The 16,349-nt window shown below is 44.0% G+C and carries 9 protein-coding genes; 6 read left to right on the top strand and 3 right to left on the bottom strand.

The annotated features are described in order from the left end of the window. Window positions 1–74 precede the first annotated feature (74 nt). The 6 genes from B1748_RS04845 to B1748_RS04820 all read left to right on the top strand — a co-directional run bounded on the left by B1748_RS04845 (window position 75) and on the right by B1748_RS04820 (window position 10,722). Window positions 75–1,955 (top strand): S-layer homology domain-containing protein, encoded by a 1,881-nt coding sequence (locus B1748_RS04845; protein WP_256975542.1) that lies wholly within the window; start codon window positions 75–77, stop codon window positions 1,953–1,955. Further along, window positions 1,945–5,367, top strand: coding sequence for a VPS10 domain-containing protein (locus B1748_RS04840; protein ID WP_087566716.1), 3,423 nt, complete (start codon window positions 1,945–1,947; stop codon window positions 5,365–5,367). Before B1748_RS04845 ends, B1748_RS04840 begins: the two co-directional genes overlap by 11 nt. Before the next feature lie 104 nt (window positions 5,368–5,471). Beyond that, the gene (locus B1748_RS04835) at window positions 5,472–6,848 is read left to right on the top strand and encodes a DUF4832 domain-containing protein (RefSeq protein ID WP_087566715.1); all 1,377 of its coding nucleotides are present in this window, start codon (window positions 5,472–5,474) and stop codon (window positions 6,846–6,848) included. A 275-nt stretch (window positions 6,849–7,123) separates the two neighbouring features. Continuing rightward, window positions 7,124–9,193 carry a WD40/YVTN/BNR-like repeat-containing protein gene (locus tag B1748_RS04830; RefSeq protein ID WP_087566714.1) on the top strand — a complete coding sequence of 690 codons (2,070 nt, stop codon included), beginning with the start codon at window positions 7,124–7,126 and terminating at the stop codon, window positions 9,191–9,193. Between the two features lie 129 nt (window positions 9,194–9,322). Continuing rightward, the gene (locus B1748_RS37905) at window positions 9,323–9,562 is read left to right on the top strand and encodes a DUF6444 domain-containing protein (protein ID WP_087566713.1); all 240 of its coding nucleotides are present in this window, start codon (window positions 9,323–9,325) and stop codon (window positions 9,560–9,562) included. Between the two features lie 299 nt (window positions 9,563–9,861). Beyond that, window positions 9,862–10,722 (top strand): 5'-3' exonuclease, encoded by an 861-nt coding sequence (locus B1748_RS04820; RefSeq protein ID WP_087566925.1) that lies wholly within the window; start codon window positions 9,862–9,864, stop codon window positions 10,720–10,722. 299 nt (window positions 10,723–11,021) lie between these two features. Here the strand turns inward: B1748_RS04820 and B1748_RS04815 are convergent, their stop codons facing one another. From B1748_RS04815 to B1748_RS04805, 3 genes are read right to left on the bottom strand one after another with little or no spacing between them, the layout of a single operon-like run. After that, window positions 11,022–11,822, bottom strand: a complete 801-nt coding sequence (locus B1748_RS04815) for a hypothetical protein (protein ID WP_087566712.1) — start codon at window positions 11,820–11,822, stop codon at window positions 11,022–11,024. Then, complete coding sequence (locus B1748_RS04810) at window positions 11,823–13,610, bottom strand: hypothetical protein (protein ID WP_087566711.1); 1,788 nt, start codon at window positions 13,608–13,610, stop codon at window positions 11,823–11,825. Continuing rightward, on the bottom strand, window positions 13,607–16,345 hold the full coding sequence (locus tag B1748_RS04805; RefSeq protein ID WP_087566710.1) for a hypothetical protein: 2,739 nt from the start codon (window positions 16,343–16,345) through the stop codon (window positions 13,607–13,609). The genes B1748_RS04810 and B1748_RS04805 overlap by 4 nt, the downstream gene beginning before the upstream one ends. Between the last annotated feature and the right edge of the window lie 4 nt (window positions 16,346–16,349).

Raw genomic sequence — 16,349 nt, 5'->3', positions numbered from 1 at the left:
AAATGTGAGTCGAGCCGGTAATTAGTCGCATTACTAAAAATCTCAACATACGAGGAGGTTGTAGTGTGAATTCGATGAGCAAAAGATTACGTATTCTGACGGTCGCCGTTATTGCTGCGTTGCTCTGCTCATTGGCTTCGGGGGCGGCTGCGGCAGAATCTGTCGTACTGCCGCCAGTAAGCCAAAGTGTTATATCCGTAGCGGTGAAGGCTGAAGATGTGGAGCATCTGTACAGTACACAGATCAGTTTGAGCTTCGATGAGGAAGTGCTAGAGCTAGCATCGGCTGAACCGGCGTTCTTTGCGGCGGATGAGTCCCGGGTAGTGCGGGGCAACGGAGCGGAATGGATGAACGCCAGCAACACTGTTGTCGGCTTTCATCAATATGAAGTGAAGGACGGAGTATTGCATTATGCAGCGACTCAAGTTGGAGCGGGTGTTGCGACAGCAGGTATAACGAATGTCGTTGTGCTGAACTTCAACGTGCTGAAGAACGAAGAGACAGCGTTGACGCTGCTGGATGCACAGTATATAGCTAGCCGCGATGGAGTGCTGACGCCATTAACCGGAGCGAGCAGTCATATCACGCAATGGCATGAATCCCCGGGATCAGGCTGGGTTCCCCCCGTTTCTGGAGTGGATACAGAAGTAGACGCGTTCTTGCGGACATTAGATTCTATCAGGAATGATCATTCGTTGTCCGAGGAGGAGCAGCGGCGGATGATCGAGGATAAGTTGATCGTTTTCATTCGGGAGCAAGCCCGTGTTGTCATTCCGGAGCGACGCGCGGTTGTAACGGATGCAACGCTGGAAGCAGAGCTGCAACTCGCAGATATAGACAGTGTTATGCAGACGTTGCAGCAAACGCTGGAGCGGCTTGAGAAACAATACAAACAGACGTTTGACCTAAGCGAATTAATCGATGAACTGGTCATTGTTCTGCCGAGCGCAGATTCGTCACGAAAGTCGGTCGTGACGCTGTCGGCCGCATTGCTGGACAAAGTAAGGGCGAAGGGACTGTCGCTGGCGATTGGGATGGCGGAAGCGGAATTTTTGCTCCATCCGGATACGATCTTGGAGGACGCAAAAATGATTACGCTGTCGGCGGAACGTAAGACAGCCCATGGTCAGGATGCTGTCGAATTGCAAGTATGGACCGACGATCAGCGGATCGCTGCTTTCAATCCGCAGCATCCGATTGAAGTGAGATTGCCTTACAAGCCTCAATCCGGAACGGACAGGGAGAAAGTGACGGTATACCGGATAAACGGTAGCGAAGAGCAGCCGCTCGCAAGCAGCCGCTACAATGTGGAGACCGGCAAAGCCGTGTTTGACACTTCCCATTTCAGTACTTTTGCAGTCAAGCCGTCATCGGTTACTTTCGGAGACATCGAGCGGCATTGGGGACAGCACATCATTGAAGTGCTGGCGGGCAAAGGCATTATTCATGGCAAGTCCATCAAAAGCTTTGATCCGGACGCCTCGATTACGCGCGCAGAATTCGCAGCGCTGGTGGCCAGAACCTTCGGGCTTGACGCCGATACAGCCGACAAGCCGGCTGTGTCATTCGCCGATGTGCGCGAAGGCGATTGGTTCTACCCTGTCATTGCCGCTGTGTATGAGGCAGGTATTGTGAAAGGGACAACGCCGACTGCATTCGAGCCGAACAAGTTAATCACACGGGAGCAGATGGCGGTTATGATTGCCGCTGCTGCCAAGGCGGGCAATATTCGATTGCATGAATCCCACCCATTTGCGGCGCCGGATGCAGCTCATATTTCTCCTTACGCACGTGAGAGCATGCACGCGCTTGTAAAGACCGGCGTCATGAAAGGCGACGAGAAGAAACAATTAAAGCCTCAAGATCCGGCGACGCGAGCGGAGGCAGCAGCGCTTCTGTACGCCATTCGCGGGCTGAAATACGAGTCTTCCGGAGGTGACGAGCATGCGCAATAAAATTGCCATTCTATTTCTTGCATTTGCCCTGCTGCTCTCTCCCGTCAGCGCATATGCGTTGGAATGGGAGCAACTGCCATGGGCAACCAAGGATAATTTGGATAAAGAACAACTCGGTGGCGAGGTAAGCCAATGGATTCAAACGATCGTCATGGACTCAGAGGACGGCCAATTCATGTTGGCAGGCACCGATGTCGGCGGCATTCTGCGAAGTTATGATGGTGGTGAGACATGGGCACAGGCAAGCTTGGGATTGGAATCACGCGGTGTGACCGGAGCGGCCATCGATCCGTTTAACAGCAATCGAGCTATTATCGTAGGAGCGAATGATCCATTTTATCCGAAGAACGGTCTGTATCTAACGACGGACAAAGCCCAGACTTGGCAATCGGTATTGCCGATCAATATGAGCGGTTATCGTGACGTTAGATCGCAATTGGCTTATGATGAGAGCAGCTTTAGCGAGTCTCTGGGGTATACAACGACCGCTTATTGGCTGCGCCGGGCAGGCGACGATCGCGGGGGATCAACTGATCCGGGGTTGTACAAGACGACGGATGGCGGCGTTACCTGGACGCTCGTTAGGGAGACGGATGAGTATGGGAATGCTTATCTGAAGGTTCATCCGGTTACCGGCGATGTTTTCATCGGGGCGCGTCAAGGCGTGTTCAAAAGTTCGGACGGGGGGATGACTTTCGAAGAGGTAGCTTCCCCGCCAGAAGGAATGGAGATCTCCGGCATCGATCTGGTTAAGGAGGACGAAGTCGTGCGCCTTTACTACAATCTAAACGGAGGGGGTATCTTCGTCTCGGATAATTCGGGTGAAGGAGATGTGACCTTTGAGAAGGTTGCCAGCACAGGGCTGCCACCGACAGGCGATATTACGGAATTCAAAGGCCATATGGGGATCAAAGTGAGCCCCGTCAATCCTGATCGCATGGCTATGATGGTAGCGAACGCCCCTTGGACGGGAGACAAATATTACTCGAATGACGGCGGTATCACTTGGCATAAAGGGATTCATGACCGACTGGGCGGCATGGCTCCGTACAACGGCCGCGATGACAATCTGATCACCTTTCATCCGAAGGATGAAAACATCATATGGGCATCCGGCGGCGACTGGTTAAACGTCAGTACGGACGGAGGGGCTACATACCGATGGGCGAACGACGGGAACAATGGGGTGATGACAGGCGATCTATTCAACTTCAATGTGACAAATCCCGATCTGCTTTATGTCGGTTCGCAGGATTATGCAGGTGCTCTCACGGAGAATGGCGGCGTGACCTGGAAGTATGCGAATGCCCAGGGATATGAATGGGGCGGCTTGGTATATGGGGCGTATGCGGCATCGCCGCAAGTGCTATTTGGAGGTGGCAAGGAAGGAGCAGGCAAGACGCTGCATGTCAGCCGGGACGGTGGCGATACCTTTACCGAATTCCCTGAGGTAGTTCTGAACGGATTTCCCGTCTCATACGGTGATCCGCGCAATGAGCTGGTCATGTTCAGCTACGAATATTTCAGCACGGATGGTGGTTATACCTGGTATAAAATGGATGGTGCGCAAGGCGTATTCACACATAATTATGATCCCGACGGGGACCAGGAGCTGATCGGCGCTTCAACATCCGCAATTGTGATCTCGAAAGATCATGGCGAGACGTGGGAGAAGATTACATCCTTCTCCGGGTCTATTCAAGATATCGCCTACGATTGGCAGAATAAGCTGTATTATATCGCGGCTCGGGACGAATTATGGGTGTATGATGTAAATGAGTCTGAGTTGAGGAATATCTCGGAGACTATTCCGGCAGATCAAAACGGTAATAAAAGGTTCTCTTCCGTAGCCGTTGATCCGGTGGAACCGCAAATTGTATATGCAGTAGGGCCTGCAAATGTGTATAATTCGACCACGGCAGTCAAACGCTCCGTAGATGCGGGTGCAAGCTGGCAGGTGTTAACGCGCAATCTGGAAGATGGCGAAGCGCAATCGATCATTACGTCCGGTCTCGACGGCGGGCGTGAAGCCACTGCAGTGCGCGTTCATCCTGTGACGCGATACGCTTATGTCGGGACGGGATGCTTCGGTATGTGGAAGATTGCGCCGCCCGATCACGCAGAAGACGACTATGGCAAGCCAGCCTTGCTTGGCTACGCAGGCAACGGCGAGACGACGCTGCGCTGGTTCGGCAATGGCCGAACGGATCTGTTAAAGCTCGCGCAATTTGCGCAAGCATATGCCGATCCCGGGATCACTAGCGTGGATCTCTACGATCTGGACGGCGACCGCAGTGTTAACAGTGTCGACTTATCTCTGGTGACCGACCATGTATTCAAGGATTCAGCCAACATGTCGGATGTATTCGAAATTTATCGGCAAGGTGAGGGCGAGTCGGACTTTAAGCTACTGACTTCAACCTCGAACACAACCTATACAGATACCGATGTTGAGAATAACCATTCCTACAGATATAAGGTTGTGAATACGCGGACCGGCAAAGACTCAAAGCGGATCACGTTACTCCCGGGCGACGTGGAGCCGGCATTCATGTCCGCGACGAAGAGCGCAAGTTATGTCGAGCTGAATTGGCAGGAACAATCGGGCGTTTATCATATATATCGCAGCGAGGCGGCGGACGGAGAATATGTCCGTATAGCCGATAGTTTGACGAAGCCGTATTACAGGGACAGCGATATGGCGCCGGGAACCGCCTATTATTACTATGTCACTTCAGAGGGAGCAAGTGGTGAAGGCAAACCTTCTGCGATCAAGCAGACGCTTACTTATATTCCGGATCCGCCGCGCCCGCCCAAACCGCCTGTAACGTTCCCGCAAGGTCATCCGTATACGCAAACCTTCGATAACGGAGTACCTGAGAAATGGGCGATTTTTAATCAGATGAAGGTGGAAGACGGCAAACTTGCTGCGAGCTGGGGCGCCTGGGGCGGAACGGCGATTTACGAAGGTGATTCATATACAGGCGATTATGAGTTCCTAATCGATATATACGCCATAGGGAACGATTCGTCTCACCACGCGCAAATTTTGTTCAATTACGCAGATATGGACAATTATTATTTTCTGGATGTGAGTAAAGGCGGAACAGACGGAGCTCGTCTGCTTCGCAAAGAAGGGAACGATATTCACCTGCTAGGAGAGTATAGTGGCCCGAATGTATTCGGCGACGGCTTCGTACAGGTATATATCAAGTACGAGAAAGGCGGCTTTATTACGGTCAAAGCAACGAAGAATGAAACGGAGACCACGTTGTTTGATCGGCTGGAGGATACGGCTGACGGAGAACGCCTTGCTGGCGGCTATATCGGCGTCAGAACGGAGTGGAGTGCCGATCAATTCGATAATCTCGTTATCACTCCGCTTACGAATGTGCCTGTTCCGGTGGAATAACGACTGAAAGAAATGTCGATCACGATGCAGCATTTCAGGTCAACCGGTCGTAACTTTTTGCTACCGGTTGATCTGTTTGTTATTCGCAGAAAGGTGGAATAAGTATGGCAATCACGATACTGGAACAGTATTGGGATACAGAGAAAACGATGAACAATCCGCATAAAGGTTGGTACATTCATTATTTCGACAATGGTCTTAAGCGTTATGGAGACCGCTTTAATGATACGGACGATTTCCGCGATTTTCCGGGACTCGACCATATTTATTTACGGTTAGCCTGGAGTTATTTGGAGCCGGAAGAAGGCAAATTTGACTGGGCGATCATCGACGAGGTGATCGATCGATGGGTGGCAAGAGGGTGCCGCATCGCCTTTCGCATCACATGCAAGGAAACAGGGGCCGATCAATGTTATGCGACGCCGAAATGGGTGATGGAGGCTGGAGCAGCAGGAACCTACTTTCCGACGGGAGACGGCGGGCAGGTATGGGAACCGGATTACGGCAACAGCGTCTTTCTTGATAAGCTGGATGCTTTCCATCGCGCGTTCGCGCAACGTTATGACGCCATGACCTGGATGGCGTATGTGGACATCGGCAGCTACGGAGACTGGGGAGAAGGCCATACAGTATTTGGCAGCAACCTTGATTGGCCGGAAGAGATCATATATCGCCATCTGGATCTTCACTGCAAACATTACAAGCAAACCCAGTTAGTGATTAGCGACGATATTGTCGGCAATCGACGTCGCGGGGACGGATCGAGAGAACGGTTGCTGCAAGCCATCCAGGAACGTGGCATTACGCTCCGAGACGACGGTATTTCGGTGAAATTTTTTGCTGAGAGGTTCGGGAAGAGCACGCTTCGAAACCCGGAATTTTTCGAGAAGTTCTGGCGAGAGAAACCGATCGTACTGGAACTGGAACATTATCAAACGACTGTTGATACGAATACATGGCTGGAAGGCGAGCCGTTTCTAGAGGCCGTGAAGGAAGCTCATGCCACCTATGCCGGACATCACGGCTATACGCGTCCTTGGCTGACGGAGAATCTGGAGCTGGCCAACAAGATGGGAAACCTGCTGGGCTACTGGTATTTTATTAAAAGTATCGATGTCGAAGAGACATGGATTCATGGTAAGGCGAACGAATTGAAAATCGTATGGGAAAACCATGGTCTGGCACCGGCATATCAACAATACAATCTTTATCTATCCATGCTGAGGATGGGGGAAACTGAGCAGCGGTGGGAAACGCGTCTATGGGAGTCGGATAATCGAGACTGGATGCCGAGTTGCATTAATGGGGAGACTTACCGGGTTTCTTTGCCACAATCATTACCGCAGGGTGATTACAAGTTGGGGGTAAAGCTGGTACACGACGAAGGCTGTGGAGCGAGCCGTCCTGTAGAGCTCGGCATGAGGGACGGAATCAAGGATGAAGAGGGGTATTATGAATTGACGGAAATAAGTATTGTATAGATACGACTCGAAGCTATCCATGTGGGGCGTTTTTTTCGTTAAGTCGCTTAAGCGATTTGTGTGCGGGATGGTGGAATAATGTTGTTTTGCATAAGACTACAACCGACTAATCACAAAATTCGTATAATCTCGACAAATGTAATCGACTCCAATTTAGAGATGAAGCGATTATTATGAAGATGAGTCTTATGGAACTTATTTTGATCCATAAGCGATATGAAACGGGGAGGTACAGATACTGTTAGGAATCCAATAATGAAGGAGGAGATTCTTTTATGTGGAAACGGCGAATAGGCACTACAATAGCCATGCTGTCATTGAGTTTTATGATGGTAACTTCCATAACCGCTGAACAATGGATTCAAATGCCTTTGGTAACACAACTACAGATTAACGGAGGGAATACAGGAGGCGAAGGCGGACAATGGCCGCAGGCGATTGCAATCTCCAAGTCGGATCCTGACTTCTTAATTATGGGTACGGATGTTGGAGGCCTATATCGGAGCTTGGATGGAGGTAACAACTGGGAGCCTACGAACAAAGGATACACCCCCCGCGGCAATTCCGGGCTTTCCATAGATCCAAAAAATGCTAATGTCGTCATAGCTGTCGGGGCTAATAGTGGGCCTGGTGACCATCACGGATTGTATTACTCCGGTGACAAAGGAAAGTCTTGGACTCATGTGTTGAGTGCGAATATTAGTGGCTACCGAGATTTCCGGGATCAAATAGCCTTCGACACTTCCAGTTATGATCCTGCATCCGGATTTACGAAAACCATCTACTGGTCCAGGATTGGAACCGAGCAACAAGGTTGGGGCACCCCAACCATCCATTCTAGAATTTACAAATCGACGAATGGCGGGTGGTACTGGTATGAGCTGGAAAACACGGACAATTATGCTGATGGCATTATCAAGGTCCATCCAACATCAGGTGTGGTGTATAGCGGGAACAAGAACGGCTTCCATCGTTCAACGAATGGCGGTACTTCCTTCAGTACAGTATTGCCCGGGAGTGTCCTTGCAATGGATGTAGTCGATTCGCAGCCGAACAATGTGTGGATTACCCTTGCCGACGGACTTTATTTGTCGACGAACAGTGGGGGCAGCTTTGCTAAGATAACCTCGTCTAACTTTCCAGCCAAGCCTTACAGCTTGAAGGTTAGTCCTGCCAATACACAGAAAATGGTTATTGTCTCTGATCAGGGAGCTTACAATCAAGTGCGATATTACACTACAAATGGAGGTTCATCGTGGACTGCGAGTACTTACAACAATACAGGCAGCTTCCTGCCGTTCAATAACAGACAGGGTGTCTTTGCCTGGCATCCGACAAATTCAAACACCGTTTTTTCATTTGGGGGAGACTGGATTACGAAGAGCACCGATTCAGGTGCGACTTACATTTGGAATAACAAAGGAAATACCGGCGTATATGTACGTGGTCTGCTTAATTTTAACGTTCAAAATCCCAATTTGCTGTTTGTCGGTTCCCAGGATTACAACAGCGCGTTGACTACGAACGGAGGTCCTTCATGGACCTACGTCAATCTGTATCAACAGGGTTGGGGCGGCTTTGTGTTCGGCGCTTATGCGGCTACGAGCTCAGTATTGTACGGGGGTTCGCCGGAGAACGGCAAGACTTACCTACGCATTACCCGGGACGGTGGCTCCAATGTGACCCGTACCAATTATGAGTTTGGCGGTCTGGAGGTGTCATATGGAGATCCAACTGACAGCAATATCCTGTTTGCATTCGATCATCGAAGTACGGATGGCGGATTGACATGGTCGCGAATGACGACGGCCAAAGGGGTATTTACACATAACCGCTCCAATAACCATTTGTATGGAGGAAATAATAATACCGTAGTCCGATCAACGGACAAAGGAGCATCTTGGTCCACGCTGGTCACCTTGTCGGATACAGTGAGGGACGTTGCAGCAGATCACCTCAATAATATATTGTATATCTCCACCTTAAACAAGCTGTATAAGTACAATATGACTACCAATGTAACCACCGATATCACGAGCAATCTATCCGTTGATCAGAAAGGTAACCGAGTCGTCAAGTCAGTCGCAGTAGATCCGGTTGATCCGAATATTATTTATACAGCGGGATCTGCGGATTGGTACATGACGGATGCATCCGTACAGCGTTCTGAGGATGGCGGGAGTACCTGGGAGGTATTGACGCTGAGTGACCGTTTCTCTAATTACTGGGTAGGCATGGATGGTGGTCGTGAAGCTACTTCTGTCCGTGTTCATCCTACTACCAGGATTGCCTATTTTGCAACGGGCTGTTTTGGACTTTGGAAGATGGGACCACCGGGCAGCTAACATATACCGTATATGACTGCATCTACCCTAGTGGAGATGCAGGTTACTAGTTAGGTCCCCTTTTCAAATTTTGATTACTTGGTTAGTAGATACCGAGGACAAAAAAAGAAAAGGGGATTTCACTTGTATATGACTCCCGAACAAATCATGGAAATGAGTAAAGGAGATCCGGGCGACATCGCAGCCTTAATTACGGCCCTAATCGAAAGAATCGACAGCCTCGAAAATAGAGTCAAAGAGCTCGAACGACAGCTGAACCAAAACAGCCAAAATAGCAGCAAGCGGCCATCAAGTGACGGTTTCCGCAAACCCATAAGCCTTCGGAAAGCAGGCGGGAAAACGGGAGCATCGGCTCTACGTTGCAAATAGTGGAACTGCCTGACACCATCGTTACGCATCCGTTATTGCAACACACACGGTGCTCTTCTCGCTCAAGGATATTGCCTGCCAAGGGTACGAGAGACACCAAGTCTTCGATCTCCCACAGACTCGCCTTGTCGTCACTGAATATCGAACGGAGAAGAAATGCTGCCCTCACTGTCATGCTCTGGAGCAATTTCATACATTTTAATGTTTTCCATCGAGTGTCTTGATATTGATCTTATGTTTATATTGCTCTATGATTTAAATATAAATGATGAATCAAACAAATGGGGCCGAGGAAATTTATGAATGAAAATAAGATTCTAATTGTAGACGGAATGGCACTGCTATTTAGAGCATATTTTGCTCAATCGTATAGTTCCAGGCGTATTGATGATGGAACGCCTACAAACGCAATCTACGGCTTTCTACAGTACCTGTTTGATGCGGTAAATACGTTTAATCCATCTCATGTTATTTGTTGTTGGGATATGGGAAGTAAAACTTTCAGAAGCGACCTTTATTCGGGCTACAAAGCTAATCGACCAGAGGCGCCGGAAGATTTAATTCCTCAGTTTTCTTTAGTTAAGGACATTGTAGCAGCTCTGAGGATTCCAAATGTCGGGCTTGAAGGGTATGAAGCTGACGACTGTATTGGAACGGTTGCCAATAAGATTAGTGATTTTGGACATGTTTATATTCTCACTGGTGATCATGACATGCTTCAATTGGTTACAGAGAGGATTCATGTCGTAATAATGAAAAAGGGCAGAAATAATTATGCTCTTTACGATTTAGATTTCCTCAAAGTCGAAAAAGGCATACACCCATTCCAAGTAGTTGATATGAAGGGTCTTACTGGTGATACAAGTGATAATTATCCAGGTGTTAAGGGAATCGGAGAAAAAACAGCATTAAAGCTGTTAATCGAGTATGAAACAATCGATGGTATTTTGGGCAACCTGGATAACCTGCCTAAAAGCGTTAAAATGAAGATTGAAGCGGATCTTGAAATGCTACATCTTTCGAGAACTCTAGCCAGAATTAATACGGATGTTCCAATTGAGTGTTCATTAGATAACTGTTTGTGGACTGTTAATCAAGAGTCGGCATCGGAACTTTTTGAAAAGTACCGTCTTACGTCATTGTTAAAAATGATCGGTTAGCTTCAACTTTAGTGAATAGGCTATTAAGAATGAAAAATAAGAAAAAACACAAAAAAGGCCGTTGAAGTTTCGCGGTTTTCTTTGTGTTTTCTAAGTTTTATATCAAATATAATCAGTTGTTTATTATATGTCTATCCCTTAAAGCCATTCACACGGAGATTGATGTGAATTTCAATAATTGAGCCTGTAGATTGGGGACGAATTGGGGCATCATCCCCAATCGTCCTACGCCGTCCGAATAGAACGGAAAGCGGTCGGGTAATTGTACGTCAATGAAAAACGTATAAAATGAGGTTGATTCATTCAAAATCATAAACCTCACTATATCCTCTAGTACCGGCTTCCTTCTTTTGAACAAATTGCTGTAATGATGATACATTCGATTGTGCATTAATTCTTTCGTTATCAAACTTAGAGAAAAATGAACTCGGGTCACCAGAAAAGGCTACTTTTAATGCAGTCTCTACATGCTTCATTCGCCCTTTCCCTATGTTAAGTTGATCTTTTAAAGGAGTATCACTTGAAGCACTTAGCTCAAAAAATTGATAAAGTAATTCTTGAAGTGCATCATTTTTCTTTTTGAGATCGAGTTTCTCTCTCTTAAGAGTTAATATATTATTCTGAATGTCACTTATCTTACCCTCTAATTTATTGATTAATTGAAGATTTGACTTCAATTGTTCTTCTAAAGGCTTTAATTGCAATTTTAGTAAGGGTAAGTTCGTTTTGTTAGATTCAACTAAATAATCGGTGTTTGGAATAATCGATTGACGTTTGCTGGGTTTCGAAGCTGTTTTGGAAAGAAGCTTATTCGTTTCATCAATCAACTGTCGCCCTTGATATTGTGGCTTTCTCCAGAAGTCATCGCTGAGTTTGGTATTTTTAAACATTTTCTTATCCGACAGTTCGCCAGTAGAGGAGTCAACCAATTGATAATATAGGTCTTCAGTGAATATAGTATGATTTTGATTAAAAAGCTCTAATGCAAAATCTCTTACACTACTATATTCGATTTCACCGTTAATTTTGGTTTCCTCTAGATATAAAGATATTATTTTTTGAATAACTTCTATACCGTAAACCCTTATTTTATTTGCCAACTAATTCACCTGACTTTGTTCTACATTATATAGAAATGAAGCTCGTTTGAAGATTTCATCATCTAACTTTTTTTGCGTTGAAAGAATGTTTTCAGCTATTTCCGGATTAAGTTCCTCATCTTTAAAAATGAATCGGTTCAAGTCTTTTAGAAAAGCAAAAAGACCTGCAATATTATGGTCGCACTCAGATAAAAAGGCTTTTAATTCATCAGACCGCTCTTCAAGTTCTTCTACAGTTAGTCTCCAATACTTACAATGATAACAGTGAGTTTTGCAGAGTTGCTTTTCGTCCGTACAGTACCCAATCTTCAGTGGTTTCCTGAACTGGGTTGTAGGCGGTTTAAGTATGAATTTTTTCTTGAATGCTGAGTCAATTCGCGCTGTAACTATGAAACTATCCTTATTATTGGTATCTTCTGCGCTAAAGACTTTAGAGCCTAGTTTAAAATATTGCATCAACTTTCTTGTTTCAATTTCAATCCAATATTCCTGGTGGTTTTGATAACTAGCCTGTGTACTTAAGAGTAAGTGCCCGCCGAAGCGAGCAATTTCTGGCTTACTCCATCCTTGAGCAAGCATATTGATAAAAGCAATATGTCTTGAATCAATAGGTCTGACCCTAACAATATCAGCATCATTATTACTGTCATCTTTAATGGATTTTTTACCAATCGGTGGAATATGAGTGTAGCTTAAGCCATATTTAGGTTTTACAACATTTTTATAAAACCTCTCGAGCAAGTTCTGTAAGTCAGTAGAGAGGAAAGAATCATTAGACCTCTTACGTTTATGGCTGCTTTCGCCTGACGGTAATGTTAAATCATATACCTCACGCGAGATAAAGGTTTTTCTGCTCGTATGATTGAATTTATCGATTAAAGAATTATATTCCTGAATTAAATCCTTGATTTCTGTAGGGACTAGGATTCTATCAACAATTTGCTTGCGCCTCACATTTCGTTTATAAAACTTTTCTCCTTTGATTCTAGGGAGTTTCAAGTAGTATTTTTTATTATCTGTAATTAAACAACTAGGTTCAATACTACAAAATTCAAAAGGTCTTAGAGGTATAATCGTTGTGATTTTCCACCAAAGAAGAATAGGGAAATAGTGAAGGTATTCTATTTTCTTTGATTCTGTAACGCTAAAATAATCTTCAAGAATGCTAGAAAACCTAAGAATGTCCAGCCCGCTGGGGATTGTTCTCGACTTGCTCTCTAACTTCAAATTACTTTTGAGCCCGTACAGGGCTTCGGAAAATAATTCAACTGAGGTAATACTATTATAGAAAGATAAGAAGTTGAGGACGCTGGATACAATTTGGTTTTTTACGATATCAGCCAAAAGTAGACTTTTAATATTTTCTACATAGGATTGAACTTTGCTAGCAGAGAACAAGTTGGTAAGAATAATTGAATCTTTAACATGAAGGAAATAAGTCTGAACAGTCGCCGCTGTAAGCTGATCATTTATTAACCGGTCGAGAGTCCAGCATTTTAATACATTCTTGATCTCACCTTTTTTGCTGTGTTTTATGAAATCCAATTCGTTAATAAAAGAAAAGTCGATGTCCTCTGAGTTACCGCGTATAGGATTAAATAACTCCCAATAATCATCAGCTAACTCAATATGTTTATGTTGTTTATTCTCGTGTAATGAACGTTCATTTAATTCTTGAATGAGAATTCTAGCTTCTTCTAACGATTTCTGCTGATCGAAGATGTCTGTTGTTTCAATATCAATATCGAATTCAATAGTTTGTACTGCTGCTAACTTTGTAAGGTTCATCGGTTTACCTCATCAATTTTTTTGTTTACTGTTTGATAATTGCGTAGTAACTCTATTGTTTTTAGTTTATTATTGAGACCAGAAGCGAACATTGCGATTTCAGATTTCCCATACTTAGCTTGAGCGTGTTTTAATAAATCTAAGTCTATTTCAAGCCAGTTTGCCAAACGAGTTAGTTCGGCTTCGGGAAGTTGTTCTGAGAGTGCATCTTCGATAGATTTGATTTTTCTGAAAATACGTTCGATTAATGAAGATATTGCATAGAAATGAGGAATAGAAAGTGGACATTCACTACAATTTCTCGCTGGAAACTTACACTGCGACGCAGACACAATGCACCGTAAGTGTTTTTCTTTACTTGGCATCTGGTGCGTCACAATTTTGTAGTAAAGAGAGTGAATTTCTTCTGAAGACAAGTTTCTAATCAACTCCTCAATAATGTCTTTGTATTCAACGTGGTTCTCAATAAAATCTCTCGATGCCCGGATGTTATAATCATGTATTGCGTTTAAGAATCCTGCAGTTTCTTCTAGCTTGTAAATACTCCCTAGATTATTTTTAATCTCCTTAATCCGTTCAGTCTGTTTTGATTCCAAAACTGAAGCTCCAAATAATAGGGATGAAAAAACATCTGGAATATGGCCGAACATATCTCTGTCAAATAAATGTTGGGCTATCGCATCCATACGTTCTTGGGGAACCTGAATATAAATATCCAACGTTTCAAAATCAGCGTGACTTCTTAATATACGGAGATATTCAGAATCCTGATCATTTCCATAGAAAGTCTGTACAGATTGAATTAAACTGATAACGGTTCGGTTCATTGCCCTATTAGAAAATTTGAAATTATCGTTGTCACTGCATCTCAGGAAAAATTCCCTGAGTACTTTTGACTTAAGCATCTTTTCATTTTCATAACAAATTCCGGATATAATTGTAGTCGCCTCATCATTAAGTGCAGCTGTTCTTAATTCACATATAGCAGCTGCTGTTGCCAAAGAGTGTTCTACATCTGAGGAGCAGAAAAAGTGTCTTTCGACTTGAGTTTTAGATACGATTAAGGGTGCACACTTTAATCTGAAAATAATTTTCTTAACGTCATCTTCACTCAAGTCATTTTCTATTAGCCATTCTAGATCTTTAATTCCCGTTCCAGCTAAACTTATTCTTGGTATAGTAAGACAATCGCTGTGGCGCCAAGTATTATTTAAGTGTAAGAGCATATATAACCATATGGAATCGTAACCGCTATATTGTTTCAGCTGTTTATTTTCTACTACCACGAGTGCTTGTGAAACAGCTTTTTTCTTGTGTATTTCTAGGTCTGTCGTGAACTTGAAGAAAGTTTCATACTCCTCAAAGCTGTATACTTTTTTTTCTCTATTTTCACGCGGGAGTTTACGCGGGTTAATTAAGGCTTCAAACTGAAAAGGGCTTTTGGATTGTCTTAGTAGAAACAACTTATTTACAAATTGTAGAAATTGAAAAATTTCCTCGCGTGCTTTTCTTACAATTTGTAAGTTATTGAGCAATAATAAATTAAGTTCTTTGGCAGTGTATTCATAAATTTCTTTGTCTGTGAATTTGATTAACGCTTCTGCAATACGAATTAAGAACCACAATTCACCATTAATATCATAACGTCTTAGCCTTGAACGCAGATACTCTAAAACGTACTCATCCAATAGTTGATTTGTTATTTTACATTGAACCGGAAATTCCAATTTATTTATTTCAATACGACGAAGATATTCTTTAAATGGATCACTATAACTAGCCTCAAGTTGTATGGAATTCTGGATGCTGATAAATTTATGATACTCAGCAACATCTTCTTTATGATAAAGATATTTACCAAGTTGCTCATCCTGATTACCTTGCTTTTTGAGAATGCCTGAAAGGAGGGAGGAGAATTCTATTTTTCTAATTTTCTTTGTTACAGATAAATTATTATGGTTAATGTCTGGATATTTGGTTACTATCTGCGGAAAAGTTAAATAGTCGCCCTTCAGATGTTCAAATTCTCGCTGTTGCACTAGAACTAAGGAAGTGACCTGTTCTTTTTCAAATAACAAAGCGCGACCTATATTTATCGAAGGGACAAGTAACTTCTCCTTAATTATATTTTTAAAATGGTGATCCGATAATTGTAAAACTTCTTGTGCCTCTGAATAGGAACAATACTTCTCTTTGTCGTAACGAATACCAGTTCTTTTAGGTTTAAATGCATGGTGTACTTCCAGGAGAACTGATTTTTTAACAAATCTTCCACCACGATGAGTTTCGCAAAAGCTAAAAATTTGTATTTGCGGTCTATATTGAAGCCAAGATGAAAATGAGGTATTTTCTTGTTGTCCAACTAGTTCTTGAGCATGCCTGAGATTAACGTAGTCACATTGTAGAATATCTAAATCTTTTCGCTTAAAGAAGTAACGTTGGTTTGCAACCCCATAATAATTTTCTGGCAACTCAAGTATTTTAAAAAAATCGGCTTCTAGAGTAAACTGTGAATTTAATTGATTCTGTGTTTCAAGAAATTTGTAAAATGAATGTACAGACAAGCCTAACATTTTGAATACATCTAGGCATGCAAGGTAATTACTATCGAATTCAGCTTTCTCATTGAAGAAGGCTTCTACTGATTCTTCGCAGATACAGGTTTGGAGTGGTTTTTTAGAAACTAGTTTAAACTTCCCCACTTCTATAAGCCGATTGGCCTTCTTTTTACTCATGCCA

It is taken from the genome of Paenibacillus sp. MY03 (genome assembly GCF_002165585.1).
Taxonomy (GTDB): domain Bacteria; phylum Bacillota; class Bacilli; order Paenibacillales; family Paenibacillaceae; genus Pristimantibacillus; species Pristimantibacillus agaridevorans.
The sequence above is the reverse complement of the archived record's forward strand: the minus strand, read 5'-3'. Positions and strand labels throughout refer to the sequence as shown.

What these genes read in the sequence shown, in the direction of transcription:
- B1748_RS04845 (WP_256975542.1), top strand. Translation starts at nt 75, where the DNA reads ATGAGCAAAAGATTACGTATTCTGACGGTCGCCGTTATTGCTGCGTTG.
- B1748_RS04840 (WP_087566716.1), top strand. Translation starts at nt 1,945, where the DNA reads ATGCGCAATAAAATTGCCATTCTATTTCTTGCATTTGCCCTGCTGCTC.
- B1748_RS04835 (WP_087566715.1), top strand. Translation starts at nt 5,472, where the DNA reads ATGGCAATCACGATACTGGAACAGTATTGGGATACAGAGAAAACGATG.
- B1748_RS04830 (WP_087566714.1), top strand. Translation starts at nt 7,124, where the DNA reads ATGTGGAAACGGCGAATAGGCACTACAATAGCCATGCTGTCATTGAGT.
- B1748_RS37905 (WP_087566713.1), top strand. Translation starts at nt 9,323, where the DNA reads ATGACTCCCGAACAAATCATGGAAATGAGTAAAGGAGATCCGGGCGAC.
- B1748_RS04820 (WP_087566925.1), top strand. Translation starts at nt 9,862, where the DNA reads ATGAATGAAAATAAGATTCTAATTGTAGACGGAATGGCACTGCTATTT.
- B1748_RS04810 (WP_087566711.1), bottom strand. Translation starts at nt 13,610, where the DNA reads ATGAACCTTACAAAGTTAGCAGCAGTACAAACTATTGAATTCGATATT.
- B1748_RS04805 (WP_087566710.1), bottom strand. Translation starts at nt 16,345, where the DNA reads ATGAGTAAAAAGAAGGCCAATCGGCTTATAGAAGTGGGGAAGTTTAAA.